This is a genomic window from Ancylobacter sp. Lp-2 (assembly GCF_020523795.1).
Classification (GTDB): domain Bacteria; phylum Pseudomonadota; class Alphaproteobacteria; order Rhizobiales; family Xanthobacteraceae; genus Ancylobacter.
In genome coordinates this window covers 1-16,209 of the sequence record NZ_JAJALI010000012.1, presented here as the reverse complement: position 1 = coordinate 16,209, position 16,209 = coordinate 1, and the positions used below count along the sequence as shown (strand labels likewise).

Genomic DNA, 16,209 nt, shown 5'->3' with positions numbered 1-16,209 from the left:
GGTTTTCTCGCCATGAAGAACCCGCGCGGCGAGGCGCCCCGGTCCCGCCGTCGTCGGGCGTGGATTTCCGTCGGCACGAAGCCTCGCTGCTTCACATTCCGGCGCGATTATGTGGCATTGTGTGGAAATGCGTATACTTGGCGTGTCCCTGCCGGACACGGCTGGCAGGAGGGTCCCCATGTCGATCAAGCGCCGCAGCGACATTCTTCAGGCGGTGCGCGCCAGCGGCTCCTGCTCGATCACCGAGCTCGCCGCCCGCCTCGCCGTGTCGACGGAGACGATCCGGCGTAACGTCCAGCCGTTGATCGAGGAGGGGGCGCTGTTGCGTTTCCACGGCGGCATCATGGTGCCGGATCATGCCGAGGAACCGCCGTTCCAGCGCCGCATGCAGGTGAACAAGGACGCCAAATGGACCATCGCGACGCTGGTGCGTGACCTCGTCGAGGACGGCGATAGCCTGTTCCTCGACAACGGCACCACCTCGGCCTATGTCGCCGACGCGCTGGCCAGCCGCTCGCGGCTGACCATCGTCACCCATTCGGCGCAGATCGCCTATCGCCTCGCCTCGCGCAACGGCAACCGGGTGTTCATGGCCGGCGGCGAACTGGGCGGCGAGGACGCGGCGGCGTTCGGCGCTTCCGCCATCGCCTTCATCAGCCAGTTCAAGGTCCGCTACGCGCTGCTCTCGGTGGGAGCGATCACCGGCGCCGGCGAGCTCGCCGACTTCCATTTGTTCGAGGCGGAGTTCTCCCGCGCCGCCATGCAGCAGGCCGAGCAGACCTGGGTCATCGCCGACCGCTCGAAATTCGGCCGCGAGGCGTCGGTGAAGGTGTGCCCGCTGGCGGCGGTCGACGCGGTGGTGAGCGACGGCCCACCGCCCGCCGCCTTCTCCGCCCAGTGCGCGGCGGCCGAGGTACGGATGATCTATCCCTCGCAGAGGCACAAATAGCCACGAAAAATGTTGCTTATCGTGGAATGTCGTTGACATGCCGGCCGGGCGTGGCCGACGCTCGGGAAAAGCCCCTCACGCCTCGTCACGCCCCCTTGCCAGGAGCCGCGCATGTCCGCCTTTCCGACCCAGGCCCGGATCGTCATCATCGGCGGCGGCATCATCGGTACCTCCACCGCCTATCATCTCGGCAAGCTCGGCCTGCGCGACACGGTGCTGATCGAGAAGCACAAGCTCACCTCCGGCTCGACCTTCCACGCCGCCGGGCTCGTCGGCCAGCTGCGCTCCAATGCCGGCATCACCCAGCTGCTCGGTGAATCGGTCAAGCTCTACCGCACGCTGGAGGAAGAGACCGGCCTCGCCACCGGCTGGAAGATGAATGGCGGCCTGCGCCTCGCCTGCAACGCCGAGCGCTGGACCGAGGTGAAGCGCCAGGCCACCACCGCGCGCTCCTTCGGCCTCGACATGCAATTGCTGACCCCGAGCGAGGCGCAGCGCCTGTGGCCGCTGATGGACGTCTCCGATCTGGTCGGCGCCGCCTTCCTGCCGACCGACGGCCAGGCCAGCCCCTCCGACATCACCGCCTCGCTCGCCAAGGGCGCGCGGATGAACGGCGTCTCGATCTTCGAGGACACGCTGGTCACCGGCTTCAGGATCGAGAACGGCCGCGTCACCAGCGTGGAGACCTCGCGCGGCCCGATCGCCTGCGAGATCGTGGTGAACTGCGCCGGGCAATGGGCGCGCGAGGTCGGCGCCATGGCGGGGGTGAACGTGCCGCTGGTCTCGGTGCAGCACCAGTACATGATCACCGAGCGCATCGACGGCGTGACCCCGGACCTGCCGACGCTGCGCGATCCCGACCGGCTGACCTACTACAAGGAAGAGGTCGGCGGCCTCGTCATGGGCGGCTACGAGCCCAACCCGATCCCCTGGGCGGAGGAGGGCATTCCCGACGGCTTCAATTTCCAGCTGCTGCCATCGAATTTCGACCATTTCGAGCCGATCATGGAGCTGGCGCTCGGCCGGGTGCCGGCGCTCCAGACCGCCGGCGTCAAGGAGTTGATCAACGGGCCGGAGAGCTTCACCCCGGACGGCAACTTCATTCTCGGCCAGGCGCCGGAGCTGACCGGCTTCTATGTCGGCGCCGGCTTCAACGCCTTCGGCATCGCCTCGGGCGGCGGCGCGGGCAAGGCGCTGGCGGAATGGATCGCCGGCGACGGCCACCCGCCCTACGATCTGGCGCCGGTCGATATCCTCCGCTTCGGCCGCAATCACCAGGACGTCGCCTGGGTGCGGGCGCGCACGCTGGAGGCCTATGGCAAGCACTACACCATCGCCTGGCCGCATGAGGAGCATGCGAGCGGCCGGCCGCTGCGCCGCTCGCCGCTCTATGACCGGCTGAAGGCGCAGGGGGCGGTGTTCGGCGAGAAGCTCGGCTGGGAGCGGCCGAACTGGTTCGCCGCGCAAGGCGAGGAGGCGCGCGACCGCTACACGTTCGGGCGGCCCAACTGGACCGGCGCGGTGGCGCGCGAGCACCAGACGGCGCGCACCGGGCTCGGCCTCATCGACCAGAGCTCCTTCGCCAAGTTCCTGCTGATCGGCCGCGATGCCGAGGCGGCGCTGTCGGCGGTCAGCGCAGCGGATGTCGCCGGGCCGGTGGGCAGCGTCACCTACGCGCCGATGCTGAACCTGCGCGGCGGCATCGAGTGCGACGTGACGGTCGCCCGGCTTTCGCCGACCTCCTATTACATCGTCTCCGGCACCGGCGCGGCCACCCATGATTTCGACTGGATCCGCCGCCATCTCCCGGCGGGCCTCGACGCCCATCTGATCGACATCACCTCGGCCTATGCGGTGCTCACGCTGATCGGGCCGCAGGCGCGGGCGCTGCTGGGCAAGCTCACCCGCGACGACGTCTCCAACGCGGCCTTCCCCTATGCCCGCCTGCGCGACATCCGGCTTGCCGGCGCGCCGGTGCGGGCACTGCGGCTCACCTATGCCGGCGAGCTCGGCTACGAACTGCATTTGCCGACCGAGTTCGCCGTCACCGTCTATGATGCGCTGATGGCGGCGGGGGCGGCATTCGCCATCGCCAATGTCGGCTATCGCGCGCTGGAGACGCTGCGGCTGGAGAAGGCCTATTGGGCGTCGGGTTCGGATGTCGGGCCGGACCACACGCCGTTCGAGGCCGGGCTCGGCTGGGCGGTGAAGCTTGGCGCGCCGCTGCCCTTCATCGGCCGCGAGGTGCTGGAGGCGCAGGCGAACCGCCCCTTGAAGAAGCGCCTCGCCGGCTTCACCGTCGCCGATCCCGACATCGTGCTGCTGGGCCGCGAGACCATCTACCGCGACGGTGAGCGCATGGGCTGGCTGTCCTCCGCCGGCTTCGGTCACACGCTGGGCCTGCCGATCGGCTACGGCTATGTGCGCCGCGCCGAGGGCGGGCTCGACGACGCCTTCCTGCTCGGCGGCTCCTATGAGCTGGAGGTCGCGATGCAGCGCGTGCCGGCGACGATCCATCTCGGCCCGCTCTACGATCCCGGCAATGAGCGGATCTTCGCCTGACGATCCGGCATGCCCGTTGCCTGCGGGCGCGGGGATTGCCGAGCGTTCACCGGACCGAGAGGCCGTGCCATGTCGTCTGCTCCGACTCCGTCTGCCCCGACTCCGTCTTCCGCGCCCATCCCGCCTTCCGCCGCCGACCGGATCCGCGCGCTCGCCTTCTGGCAGGGCGCCGTCGATCCGCGCCCGCTCGACGGTGGCATCACCAACACCAATTTCGTGGTGGAGGATGCCGGGCGGAAATATGTGGTGCGGCTCGGCGACGACATCCCCTTGCACAATATCATGCGCTTCAACGAGCTCACTGCGGCGCGGGCGGCGGAGGCGGCCGGCATCTCGCCGGCGCTGCGCCACAGCGAGCCCGGCCTGTTCGTCATCGATTTCATCGACGGGCGCACCTATGGCGAGGCGGATGTGCGGGACAACCTGCCGCGCGTGGTCGAGCTGGTGCGGCGGGCGCATGTCGAGGTGACGCGGCAGCTGCGCGGCCCGGCGCTGGCCTTCTGGACCTTCCACGTGCTGCGCTCCTATCTGCACGTGCTGCGCGACGGCGGCCACCGGCTCGCCGCCGAGCTGCCGGCCTATGCCGCGCTGGCCGAGCGGGTGGAGGCGCTGGTCGGGCCGAGCGAGATCGTCTTCGGCCATAACGACCTGCTGCCGGCCAATTTCATCGACGACGGAAGGCGGCTGTGGCTGATCGACTGGGACTATGGTGGCTTCAACACGCCGCTGTTCGACCTCGGCGGCCTCGCCTCCAACAATGGCTTCGACGCCGCCCAGCGCGAGACGATGCTGGAGATCTATTACGACCGCGCGCCGGACGACGCGCTGCGCCTCAGGCTGCAGGCGATGCTGGTGGCCTCGCTGCTGCGCGAGGCGCTGTGGAGCATGGTGTCGGAGCAGCACTCGGCGATCGCGTTCGACTATCGCGCCTATACCGCCGAGAACCTGTCCCGCCTCGCCGCCGCCGTCGCCGAGCTCGACGCGATGGCGGGCGGCTGAACGAAAAGGCCGGCCGCGACGGATCGCGGCCGGCCATGATGTCGTGTCCCGGTCGTCGGCCTTTCGGCCGAAGCCCCGGTCAGTCGCCCGAGGTGGCCATTTCGATGCGCTTGTTGAAGCGCAGCGCCAGCAGGGTGCAGATCGCGCCGGACAAGAGATAGGCGCCGGCGGCGAGCAGGCCGAAATTCGAGGCGAGCAGGAGCGCCGCGAGCGGGGCGAAGCCGGCGCCGAACAGCCAGGCGAAGTCGTTGGTCAGCGCCGAGGCGGTGTAGCGGTACTTCGGCGCGAAGTTGGAGGCGACGACGCCGGAGGACTGGCCGAACGAGATGCCGAGCAGGATGAAGGCGAGGATCATGAAGATCGATTCGCCGACGAAGCCGCCGCTTAGCAGCTGCGGCGCGAAGCCGGAGAACACCGCGATCGCCGCCGCCGAGCCGCCGAGCAGGTTACGCCGGCCGATGCGGTCGGCGATCATGCCGGAGACGAACACCGCGACCAGGCCGCAAATGGCGGCGATGGCCTCGATGATCAGGAAGTGGGTCGGGCCTTCCTTGGTGAACAGGAACACCCAGGAGAGCGGGAACACCGTCACCATGTGGAACAGGGCGAAGGTGGCGAGCGGCGCGAAGGCGCCGACCAGGATGCCCTTGCCCTCGGCGCGCAGCGTGTCGGTGACGCGGGCCGGCTGCAGGTCGCCGCGCTTGAACAGCTCGACATAGTCGGGCGTCACCGCCATGCGCAGGCGGGCGAACAGCGCCACCACGTTGATGGCGAAGGCGACGAAGAACGGGTAGCGCCAGCCCCAGCTGAAGAAGTCCTCGGCCGAGAGGTTGCCGAGGAAATAGGCGAACAGCGCGCTGGCGACCACGAGGCCGATGGGCGCGCCGAGCTGCGGCAGCGCGGCGTAGAAGCCGCGGCGCTGCTCCGGCGCGTTGATGGCGAGCAGCGGGGCGAGGCCGTCCCAGGTGCCGCCCCAGGCCAGGCCCTGGCCGATGCGGAAGGCGGCGAGCAGCCAGATCACCAGCGTGCCGAGCGTCTCGTAGCTGGGCAGGAAGGCGATGGCCACGGTCGAGGTGCCCAATAGGAACAGCGCGACGGTCAGCTTGGCGCTGCGCCCGTAGCGGCGGTCGACCGCCATGAACAGCGCGGTGCCGAACGGGCGGGCGATGAAGGCGAGCGCGAAGATGGCGAAGGAGTAGAGCGTGCCGGTCAGCGGATCGACGAACGGGAAGATCAGCTTCGGGAACACCACCACCGAGGCGATGGCGTAGACGAAGAAGTCGAAGAATTCCGAGGCGCGGCCGATGACCACGCCGACCGCGATTTCCCCGGGATCGACCTCGCCGTCCCGGTGGCTGTCGGCGTGGATTTGCCGCGCGTCGCGTTCAAGGGTCGACGTGGGAAGCGCCATCGTTCTCACTCAGATTCAGAACAGGACAAGGATTATAGTATCATAGGCGCAAGGCAGAGCCGCGAGGCTTGCCGGAGCACACGCCGTCGTTATTGCGTGCGATGCAGCAAGCCGGCATTGGACAAATTGTCCAATAGCTCCTTTGCTGCACCGCAGCTACCCGTTCGGCGTTTGGCAACGCCAGTCTGGCAAGAACCATAGCAGGTTTCCCATTGCGCCGCCTCCGACTCCTCGCCCTGCTCCCGCTGCTGGCCGCCCTTGGTGGCTGCAAGTTCGAGGTGCTGGCTCCCACCGGTGATATCGCAGCGCAACAGCGCGACCTCCTGGTGGTTTCGGTCCTCCTCATGCTGCTCATCATCATTCCGGTGATGGCGCTGACCGCCTTTTTCGCCTGGAAATATCGCCAGGCGAACACCGAGGCGCGCTACGAGCCGGAGTGGCACCATTCCACCCAGCTGGAACTGGTGATCTGGGCGGCGCCGCTGCTCATCATCATCTGCCTCGGCGCGATGACCTGGATGGGCACGCATCTGCTCGATCCCTACCGGCCGCTGGACCGCATCGGCTCACGCACCGTGGTCGCCGCCGAGGACAAGCCGCTGGTGGTGAACGTGGTCGCGCTCGATTGGAAGTGGCTGTTCATCTATCCCGAGCAGGGCATCGCCACCGTCAACGAGCTGGCGGTGCCGGTCGACCGGCCGATCCATTTCCAGATCACCTCCTCCACGGTGATGAACGCCTTCTACGTGCCGACGCTGGCGGGCATGATCTACGCCATGCCGGCGATGAAGACCCAGCTGCACGCGGTGGCCAACCAGCGCGTCGAGTCGCGCGGCTTCTCGGCCAATTACAGTGGCGCCGGCTTCTCCAAGATGTTCTTCGCCTTCCGGGCGATGTCGGATTCGGAGTTCGGCGCCTGGGTCCGCGAGGCCAAGGGCAGCACGGAATCGCTCACCCGCCAGGCTTATCTGGAGCTTGAGAAGCCCAGCGAGGCGGTGCCGGCGACCTTCTTCAACGAGGTCGATCCCACCCTGTTCGACGCCATCCTCAATCTGTGCGTCGAGCCCGGCAAGATGTGCATGAAGGACATGATGGCCATCGACGCCAAGGGCGGCGCCGGCCTCGAGAGCGCCACCGCCAGCCTGCTGCCGCTGCTGCACGACAAGCATGCGCGTCGTGGCACGGTGATCGGCGGCGCCCCGTCCTATGTCGTCGGCATCTGCACGCCGGAGGAACTCGCCACCGCGCTCACCCTGTCGGCGGCGGACACCCCCGCGGCGGCGTCCCGCCGCGCCGACAGCGCGCCGGTCTCCGGCGCCGGGCTGCCGATCCCCGGCTTCTCCCCGGCGCTGCTGCCCGCCTTCACGTCGCCCCTTCTGCCGACGAGCGAGGCCGATATCGGTCCGCGCCGGCCTTCCAACAGCTGACGGCCTGCCATGACAGAATCTCCCATCGTCGTACCGAACTTCTTCTTCGGGCGCTTCAATCTCGAGGCGATCCCCTATCACGAGCCGATCCTGGTGATGACCTTCATCGGCGTCGCCATCGGCGGCGCCGCGGTGCTGGGCGCGCTCACCTATTTCCGCCTGTGGGGCTATCTGTGGCGCGAGTGGTTCACCTCGGTGGACCACAAGAAGATCGGCATCATGTACATGGTGCTCGGCCTCATCATGTTCCTGCGCGGCTTCGCCGACGCCATCATGATGCGCCTGCAGCAGGCGCTGGCCTTCGGCGGATCCGAGGGCTACCTGCCCGCCCATCACTACGATCAGGTCTTCTCCGCCCACGGCGTGATTATGATCTTCTTCGCGGCCATGCCGTTCGTGACCGGGCTGATGAACTATGTCGTGCCGCTGCAGATCGGCGCCCGTGACGTGTCCTTCCCCTTCCTGAACAATTTCTCGTTCTGGATGACGGTGTCGGGCGCGGCGCTGGTCATGACGTCGCTGTTCGTCGGCGAGTTCGCACAGACCGGCTGGCTCGCCTATCCGCCGCTGTCGGGCATCGCCTACAGCCCCTATGTCGGCGTCGACTATTACATATGGGCGTTGCAGATCGCCGGCGTGGGAACCACGCTGTCGGGCATCAACCTCATCTGTACGATCGTGAAGATGCGTGCCCCCGGCATGGACATGATGAAGATGCCGATCTTCACCTGGACATCGCTCTGCACCAACGTGCTGATCGTCGCCTCCTTCCCGATCCTGACCGCCACGCTGGCGCTGCTGACCGCCGATCGCTACATCGGCACCAACTTCTTCACGAACGATCTCGGCGGCAACCCGATGATGTACGTGAACCTGATCTGGATCTGGGGTCACCCGGAGGTCTACATCCTCATCCTGCCGGCCTTCGGCATCTTCTCCGAAGTCACCTCGACCTTCTCCGGCAAGAAGCTGTTCGGCTACACCTCGATGGTCTACGCCACGGTGGTCATCACCATCCTGTCGTACCTCGTCTGGCTGCACCACTTCTTCACCATGGGCTCCGGCGCCAGCGTGAACTCGTTCTTCGGGATCACGACCATGATCATCTCGATCCCGACGGGCGCGAAGATGTTCAACTGGCTGTTCACCATGTATCGCGGCCGCATCCGGTTCGAGCTGCCGATGATGTACACGGTGGCGTTCATGCTGATCTTCGTGATCGGCGGCATGACCGGCGTCATGCTCGCGGTGCCGCCCGCCGACTTCGTGCTGCACAACTCGCTGTTCCTGATCGCGCACTTCCACAATGTGATCATCGGCGGCGTGGTGTTCGGCGTGTTCGCCGGCATCGCCTTCTGGTGGCCCAAGGCGTTCGGCTTCAAGCTGGATCCGTTCTGGGGCAAGATGTCGTTCTGGTTCTGGGTGGTCGGCTTCTTCTTCGCCTTCATGCCGCTCTACGTGCTCGGCCTGATGGGCGTCACCCGCCGCCTGCGCGTCTTCGACGATCCCTCGCTGCACATCTGGTTCATCATCGCGGCCTTCGGCGCGGTGCTCATCGCCTGCGGCATCGGCTCGTTCATCATCCAGATCGGCGTAAGCATCCTGAGGCGCGACAAGCTGCGGGACACCACCGGCGATCCGTGGAACGCCCGCACGCTGGAATGGGCGACCTCCTCGCCGCCGCCGGACTACAACTTCGCCTTCACCCCCGTCGTCCACGACTCCGATGCGTGGTGGGACATGAAGCAACGCGGCTATGTCCGTCCGCTGTCGGGCTTCAAGCCGATCCACATGCCGAAGAACTCCGGTACCGGTCCGATTCTCGCGGGGATCAGCTTCGTGCTCGGCTTTGCGCTGATCTGGTACATCTGGTGGCTGGCGGCGGTGAGCTTCGTGGCGCTGCTGGCGGTCGCGATCCATCACACCTTCAACTACAACCGCGACTTCGACATCCCCGCGGAGGACGTCGTCCGCACCGAGGAGGAGCGTACCCGCCTCCTCGCCGCGCAGGTGAACGCATGAGCACGACCGTGACCGCCACGAGCGAGGCGCCCGTCTTCTACGAAGTCGACGAGCACCCGCATCCCGAAGGCCACAGCACCGCGCTGGGCTTCTGGATCTACCTGATGAGCGACTGTCTCATCTTCGCGATCCTGTTTGCCACGTTCGGCGTGCTCGGCGGCAACTACGCCGCCGGGCCGGGGCCGCGCGACCTGTTCGACCTCAACCTCGTGGCGCTCAACACCACGATGCTGCTGCTCTCCTCCATCACCTATGGCTTCGCCATGCTGGCGATGGACAAGGAGCGGGTGAAGGCGACGCAGGTCTGGCTGGTGATCACCGCCCTGTTCGGCCTCGCCTTCCTGTCGATCGAGCTCTACGAGTTCCATCACATGATCGCCGAGGGCGCCGGCCCGCAGCGCAGCGCCTTCCTCTCCGCCTTCTTCACCCTGGTCGGTACCCACGGCCTGCACGTCACCTTCGGCATCATCTGGCTGGTGACGCTGCTGGTGCAGGTGCAGAAGCGCGGGCTGGTCACCGCCAACAAGCGCCGGCTGATGTGCCTGTCGATGTTCTGGCACTTCCTCGACGTGGTGTGGATCGGCGTGTTCACCTTCGTCTATCTCCTGGGGATGCTGCGATGAGCGCGAACGCCCACAACGACGCCCACGGGCACGACGTCCATCACGAGCTCGGCGTGGCCCATGGCTCGATGAGCGGCTACATGACCGGCTTCATCCTGTCGGTCATCCTCACCGCCGTGCCGTTCTGGCTGGTGATGAGCGGCAAGATCGGCAACCCGACCTGGACCGCCGCCATCGTCATGGCCTTCGCGGTGGTGCAGATCGTGGTGCACATGATCTACTTCCTGCACATGAACTTTAAGTCGGAAGGCGGCTGGAACATGCTGGCCCTGGTGTTCACCCTCATCGTGGTGGGCATCGCGCTGGCCGGCTCGTTCTGGGTCATGTACCACCTCAACACCAACATGATGCCCAGCCACGACATGAGGCAGATGCTATGAGCCGACCGCCCCTCCGGGCGGACGAACTGGGTAGGCGGCAGGCGGGAAAGAGGGTCGCCCTCCTTCTCGCCTGTTGCGTTATGGCCGGCCTGTTCGCCGCCCTCGGCGTCTGGCAGGTGAAGCGCCTCTCCTGGAAGCTGGACCTGATCGAGCGGGTGGAGGCGCGCCTCAATGCCGCGCCGGTCGCCGCGCCGGCGCCGGAGGCCTTCTCCCCCGCCGACGAATATCGCCGGGTGCGGCTCGACGGCCATTTCCTCAACGACCGCGAGACGCTGGTACAGGCCGTGACCGAGCTCGGCGGCGGCTTCTGGGTGCTCACCCCGCTGGCGACCGATGCCGGCCTCACCGTGCTGGTCAATCGCGGCTTCGTTCCCCCCGAGCGGCGCGACCCGGCCAGCCGCGCCGCCGGGCTGATCGAGGGACCGGCGAGCGTCGTCGGCCTGCTCCGCCTCACCGAGCCGGGCGGCGGCTTCCTGCGCCACAACGATCCCGGCGGCGACCGCTGGTACTCGCGCGACGTCGCCGCCATCGCCGCCGCGCGCGGGCTCGACCGTCTGGTGGTGGTGGCGCCCTATTTCGTCGATGCCGATGCGACGCCGGTGCCCGGCGGCGCGCCGGTCGGCGGGCTCACCGTGGTGCGCTTCGCCAACAACCACCTCGTCTATGCGCTCACCTGGTTCGCGCTCGCCGGCATGTGCGTGGCGGCGGCGGTGTTCCTGTGGCGCCGCCCGGCGAGGACGCGCGGGACACCGGCGCCGTGAGCACGGCCGAGCGCGGCACCGCCAATCGCGAGAACCTGTTCCTGCTGACCCAGCTGCGCTGGCTGGCGGTCGCCGGGCAGGTCGTCACCATCCTCATCGTCAACTTCGGCCTCGGCATTGACCTGCCGCTGCAGGAAATGGGGATGGTGCTCGCCTGCCTGGTGGCGCTCAATCTCGCCACGCTGGTCTATCACGAGCGGCGGACCACGATCTCCGATACCGAGCTTTTGCTGGAGCTGTTGCTGGACGCGGCGGCGCTGACCATGCAGCTCTATCTCGCCGGCGGCGCCTCCAATCCCTTCGTCTCGCTCTATCTGCTGCAGGTGGCGCTCGGCGCGGTGCTGCTGCCGAGCTGGTCGGCCTGGGTACTGGCGGGGGTGGTGTCGAGTGGCTTCGTGCTGCTGATGCGCAAGTTCCGGCCGCTGCCCTTGTCGGAGGAACTGCATGGCGACCTGTTCACCCTGCATATCGGCGGCACCTTTATCTGCTTCGTGCTGGCGGCGCTGCTGCTGGTGGCGTTCATCTCCCGCATCGGCCGCAATCTGCGGGACAGCGACGCCCGCCTCGCCAGCCTGCACCGCCAGCAGGCGGAGGAGGACCACATCGTGCGGATGGGCCTTCTGGCCTCCGGCGCGGCGCATGAGCTCGGCACCCCGCTCGCCACCGTCTCGGTGATCCTCAGCGACTGGCGGCGCATGCAGCTGCTGCGCGACCGGCCGGACCTCGCCGAGGACATCGCCGAGATGCAGCGCCAGCTCGATCGCTGCAAGGCGATCGTCTCCGGCATCCTGATGTCGTCGGGCGAGGCGCGGGGCGAGGGGACGCTGCGCACCACGGCGGCGGCCTTCTTCGACGGCATGATGAGCGAGTGGCAGGCGGGGCGCTCGCCGCGCGCGTTCGACTACCGGCGCGACCTGGACGAGGACGAGGAGATCATCTCCGACGTCGCGCTCAAGCAGATCGTCTTCAACTTGCTCGACAATGCGGTGGAGGCCTCGCCGGATTGGGTCGGGGTGTCCGTGCGCCGACACGCCGATGTGATCGTGCTGGAGGTGCGCGACCGCGGTCCAGGCTTTACCAAGGAGATGCTCGCGGCCCTTGGAACACCCTACAATTCCACCAAGGGGCGGCCGGGCGGCGGCCTCGGCCTGTTCCTGGTGGTCAATGTCGTGCGCAAGCTGGGTGGACATGTGGAGGCGGTGAACGAGGCGCAAGGCGCCTGCGTCACGCTGACCCTGCCGCTCGAAGCCCTCTCGGCGGAGGCCTGACAGATGACCGACCTTTCCTCGCAACCGGGCATGCCGGGCGACGATGCGCCCCATCCCGACAAGCACCTGCTGATCGTCGAGGACGACGCCTCCTTCGCCCGCGCGCTCACCCGCTCCTTCGAGCGGCGGGGCTACGAGGTGCGCGTCAGCCACAGCCTCGACGGCGTCGAGCCGGCGCTCGACGGTGGCTTGCCGGGCTATGCGGTGGTGGATTTGAAGCTGGCCGGCGGTTCCGGCCTCGAATGCGTGAAGATGCTGCACGCCCGCGATCCGGCGATGAAGATCGTGGTGCTCACCGGCTTCGCCTCGATCGCCACGGCGGTGGAGGCGATCAAGCTCGGCGCCTGCCACTATCTCGCCAAGCCGGCCAACACCGACGACATCGAGGCCGCCTTCGCCCGGGCCGACGGCGACAGCTCCATTGCGGTGGCGGCGCGGCCGACCTCGCTGAAGACGCTGGAATGGGAAACCATTCACGAGACGCTGGTCGATACCGACTTCAACATTTCCGAGACCGCGCGGCGGCTCGGCCTGCACCGGCGCACGCTGGCCCGCAAGCTGGAGAAGAAGCCGCTGCCGTGACGTTTCGGCGCGCGCGGCATCGAGGCGGTTCAACTCCGTGGAAACAAATTGTCGTTAGGCTAACCTGACTGCCGACCCGTGGCGCTGCACGGGTGGGGCCTGTGGGGGAGCCTGACGATGAAGAACCTGACCATCCGCCAGCGGATCCTCGCGAGCTTCCTCGCGATTCTCCTGGTGCTCTCGGCCATGGCGGGCTCCTGCTATTACTGGTTCCTCCAGGCGGAGAGCGAGGCGCTCAAGGTCGAGACCAGCACCGTGCCGGCGCTGTCCTCCAGCCTCCGGCTGATGACCGCCTGGACCCGGGCGCAGAGCCTGCTGCGCGCGCTGGCGCTGGAGGACACCCCGGAAGGCCGCAAGCAGGTGCTCGATCGCATCAAGGCGAACCGCGACACCGCCAATACGCTGCTGTCGGCCTATGAGCAGACGCTCGACACCGATCAGGACCGCCGCAACTTCGCGACCTTCCGCGACGCGATCCAGCGCTACGACCGTGTACAGGAGACCGCGCTCGGCCAGACCGACGGCGAGTTGCGTGCCACCATCGCCCGCGATCTGGTGCCGCTGCTCACCCAGGTCCAGCAGGCGCTGGAAGACACGGTGGCCTTCAACCAGCAGGAGGCGAACGAATCGACCGCGGCGATCGTCAGCATCGTGCGCAACGCCGAGTTCGGGCTGGCCATCGGCTTCGTCGTCGCGGTGCTGTTGTCGGTGCTGTCCGGCTATTTCCTGTACCGCGCCGTCATCGGCCCGCTCGGCAAGCTGCTGGCGCTGGTCGGGCTGATGCGCACCGGCGATTTTTCCGAGCGGCTGGAGCTCGCGCGCCGCGACGAGTTCGGCACCGTGTCGGACGGCTTCAACGGCATGGCCGACGAGCTCACCACCCTGATCGGGCAGGTGCAGAAGTCCGGCATCCAGGTCAACACCTCGATCACCGAGATCGCCGCCACCTCCAAGGAGCAGCAGGCGACCGCCGGCGAGATCGCCGCCACCACCACCGAGATCGGCGCCACCGCCAAGGAGATTTCCGCCACCTCCAACGAGCTGGTGCGCACCATGGGCGAGGTATCGGGCGTCGCCGAGCAGACCGCGACGCTGGCCGGCGGCGGCCAGGCCGGCCTCGCCCGCATGGAGGCGACCATGCGCCACGTGATGGAGGCGGCCGGCAACATCAACGCCAAGCTGGCGGTGCTGTCGGAGAAGGCCGGCAACATCAACCAGATGGTCACCACCATCACCAAGGTGGCCGACCAGACCAACCTCCTGTCGCTCAACGCCGCCATCGAGGCGGAGAAGGCCGGCCAGTACGGGCGCGGCTTCGCGGTGGTCGCCACCGAGATCCGCCGCCTCGCCGACCAGACCGCGACCTCCACCTCCGACATCGAGCAGATGGTCAAGGACATCCAGTCGGCGGTCGCCGCCGGCGTGATGGGCATGGACAAGTTCTCCGAGGAGGTCCGGCGCGGCATGACGGAGGTGCAGGAGGTCGGCGGCCAGCTGTCGCAGATCATCGGCCAGGTGCAGGGGCTGGTGCCGCGCTTCGAGGACGTCAACGAGGGCATGCAGGCGCAGGCCACCGGCGCCGAGCAGATCAGCGAGGCATTGTCCCAGCTCAGCGAGGCGGCGCAGCAGACGGTGGAATCGCTGCACCAGTCGACGCTGGCCATCGACGAGCTCAACCAGGTTTCCTCGGGATTGCGCAACTCGATCTCGCGGTTCAAGCTCCGGGCATGACGGCGGGGAAGGCACGATGCTGTTCCTGATGTTTCGCATCGGCAAGGATCGCTACGTCCTCGACGTCGAGCAGATCGAGCAGGTGCTGCCGCTGATGGCGGCCAAGGCGCTGCCCGGCGCGCCGCCCGGCGTGGTCGGGGTGATCAATTATCGCGGCGAGCCGGTGCCGCTGATCGACCTCAGCGCGCTGGCGACCGGCCAGCCCTCGGCGCTGGTGATGAGCACCCGCATCATCCTGGTGCGCTACCCCGCGCCCGGCGAGGGGGAGCATCGGCTCGCTCTGTGCGCCGAGCGGGTGATCGACACCATCCAGCGCGACCCTGGGGCGTTCACCGCCACCGGCGTCGAGGCGGGCACGCCGGCCTGGCTCGGCCCGGTTGCCGCCGATGCCGACGGCTTCGTCCAGTGGGTGCGCGCGCCCGCGCTACTCAGCGAGGAGATCCGCGCCATCCTGTTCCGCCCGGCCGGAGCGGACGCATGATCCTCGACGATGTCGAGCAATTGCTGCACGAGCGCATCGGCCTAGATGCCGGGACGGTCGGCGTCTCCGGGCTGAACTTCGCGCTGAAGCAGCGCATGGCCGCCTGCGCCGTCACCGATCCGGCCACCTATTGGCGCCGCCTGACCGCGACGTCGCAGGAGCTGCAGGAACTCATCAACGCCGTCATCGTGCCGGAGACGTGGTTCTTCCGCGATCCCAAGGCGTTCTCGGCCATGACCGGGCGGGTGCTGGAGATGCGGGCGCCGGGCGGGGCGGCGATCGGCCGGGCGTTGCGCCTGCTCAGCCTGCCCTGCTCGACCGGCGAGGAGCCCTATTCGCTGGCGATGGCGCTGTTCGACGCCGGCCTCGGCGCTTCGGACTTCGCCGTCGACGCCGTCGACATCTCCACCCGCAATCTCGCCGCCGCCGCCCATGCCCTCTACGGCCGCAACTCGTTCCGGGGCAGCGACGTCGATTTTCGCGCCCGGCATTTCAACGCGATGGAGGGCGGCTACCGGCCGCATGCGGAGATCCGCCGCCAGGTGCGCTTCCGGCACGGCAATCTGCTGGACCCGGTGGCGCTCGATGTCGAGCCCTATGACGTGGTGTTCTGCCGCAACCTGCTGATCTATTTCGACCGCGACACCCAGGAGCGGGCGCTCGACCGGCTGCACCGCCTGCTGGCCCCGCACGGGGTGCTGGTGGTCGGCTCGGGCGAGGGCGGCCTGCCGCCATTGCGGGGGTTTTCCTCGCTCCGCATCCCGATGGCGTTCGCCTTCGCCCGGTCGGTCGCCTCCGGGGGCGGGTCGAAGCCGGTCCGCCCGCCGGCCGGCGCCACGCCGGCGCGGGTGCCGCCGGTCCGGCCGGCGCTGGTGCCGCGTCTGCGCGCGCCGCGTCCGGCGGGGGTGCCGCACTCGGTCGCCGAATTCCGGAAACGCCATGAGCCACTCCACCGGAGTTCCATCGGACCCCGCCGCCTCCTCGCGCCGCCCTTCGAGGGCGGCGGGCTCGGC

14 protein-coding genes are annotated in these 16,209 nt (G+C 68.0%); 13 read left to right on the top strand and 1 reads right to left on the bottom strand.

Annotated elements, in window-relative coordinates:
* Positions 1 to 178 precede the first annotated feature (178 nt).
* The 3 genes from LGR54_RS22265 (at position 179) to LGR54_RS22255 (ending at position 4,510) form a co-directional block, all read left to right on the top strand.
* Entirely contained in the window at positions 179 to 949 is a 771-nt protein-coding gene (locus tag LGR54_RS22265; protein WP_230364155.1) for a DeoR/GlpR family DNA-binding transcription regulator, read from the top strand.
* 111 nt (positions 950 to 1,060) lie between these two features.
* Positions 1,061 to 3,511, top strand: a complete 2,451-nt coding sequence (locus tag LGR54_RS22260; protein ID WP_230364154.1) for an FAD-dependent oxidoreductase — start codon at positions 1,061 to 1,063, stop codon at positions 3,509 to 3,511.
* Between the two features lie 69 nt (positions 3,512 to 3,580).
* Complete coding sequence (locus LGR54_RS22255; RefSeq protein WP_230364153.1) at positions 3,581 to 4,510, top strand: choline/ethanolamine kinase family protein; 930 nt, start codon at positions 3,581 to 3,583, stop codon at positions 4,508 to 4,510.
* Positions 4,511 to 4,589: 79 nt separating this feature from the next.
* Here LGR54_RS22255 and LGR54_RS22250 read toward each other — a convergent pair whose 3' ends face one another.
* On the bottom strand, positions 4,590 to 5,921 hold the full coding sequence (locus tag LGR54_RS22250) for an MFS transporter (protein ID WP_230364152.1): 1,332 nt from the start codon (positions 5,919 to 5,921) through the stop codon (positions 4,590 to 4,592).
* 212 nt (positions 5,922 to 6,133) lie between these two features.
* Between LGR54_RS22250 and cyoA the strand changes: the two genes are divergently transcribed.
* The 10 genes from cyoA to LGR54_RS22200 form a co-directional block, all read left to right on the top strand.
* Positions 6,134 to 7,348 carry a ubiquinol oxidase subunit II gene (gene cyoA / locus LGR54_RS22245; protein WP_230364151.1) on the top strand — a complete coding sequence of 405 codons (1,215 nt, stop codon included), beginning with the start codon at positions 6,134 to 6,136 and terminating at the stop codon, positions 7,346 to 7,348.
* 9 nt (positions 7,349 to 7,357) lie between these two features.
* A complete protein-coding gene (cyoB, locus tag LGR54_RS22240) occupies positions 7,358 to 9,370 on the top strand; it encodes a cytochrome o ubiquinol oxidase subunit I (protein WP_230364150.1) in 2,013 nt (670 codons plus the stop codon).
* Positions 9,367 to 9,993, top strand: a complete 627-nt coding sequence (gene cyoC, locus LGR54_RS22235) for a cytochrome o ubiquinol oxidase subunit III (protein WP_230364149.1) — start codon at positions 9,367 to 9,369, stop codon at positions 9,991 to 9,993. Before cyoB ends, cyoC begins: the two co-directional genes overlap by 4 nt.
* The gene (gene cyoD, locus LGR54_RS22230) at positions 9,990 to 10,373 is read left to right on the top strand and encodes a cytochrome o ubiquinol oxidase subunit IV (RefSeq protein WP_230364148.1); all 384 of its coding nucleotides are present in this window, start codon (positions 9,990 to 9,992) and stop codon (positions 10,371 to 10,373) included. The genes cyoC and cyoD overlap by 4 nt, the downstream gene beginning before the upstream one ends.
* Positions 10,374 to 10,453: 80 nt before the next feature.
* A complete protein-coding gene (locus LGR54_RS22225) occupies positions 10,454 to 11,134 on the top strand; it encodes an SURF1 family protein (protein ID WP_230364147.1) in 681 nt (226 codons plus the stop codon).
* Positions 11,131 to 12,402, top strand: a complete 1,272-nt coding sequence (locus LGR54_RS22220; RefSeq protein WP_230364146.1) for an ATP-binding protein — start codon at positions 11,131 to 11,133, stop codon at positions 12,400 to 12,402. Before LGR54_RS22225 ends, LGR54_RS22220 begins: the two co-directional genes overlap by 4 nt.
* Positions 12,403 to 12,432: 30 nt before the next feature.
* On the top strand, positions 12,433 to 12,984 hold the full coding sequence (locus LGR54_RS22215; RefSeq protein ID WP_230364249.1) for a response regulator transcription factor: 552 nt from the start codon (positions 12,433 to 12,435) through the stop codon (positions 12,982 to 12,984).
* A gap of 117 nt (positions 12,985 to 13,101) precedes the next feature.
* The gene (locus LGR54_RS22210; protein WP_230364145.1) at positions 13,102 to 14,715 is read left to right on the top strand and encodes a methyl-accepting chemotaxis protein; all 1,614 of its coding nucleotides are present in this window, start codon (positions 13,102 to 13,104) and stop codon (positions 14,713 to 14,715) included.
* Positions 14,716 to 14,731: 16 nt separating this feature from the next.
* Positions 14,732 to 15,196 carry a chemotaxis protein CheW gene (locus tag LGR54_RS22205; protein WP_230364144.1) on the top strand — a complete coding sequence of 155 codons (465 nt, stop codon included), beginning with the start codon at positions 14,732 to 14,734 and terminating at the stop codon, positions 15,194 to 15,196.
* The coding region (locus LGR54_RS22200) for a protein-glutamate O-methyltransferase CheR (protein WP_230364143.1) at positions 15,193 to 16,209 on the top strand (1,017 nt) is incomplete at its 3' end. The genes LGR54_RS22205 and LGR54_RS22200, both read left to right, overlap by 4 nt.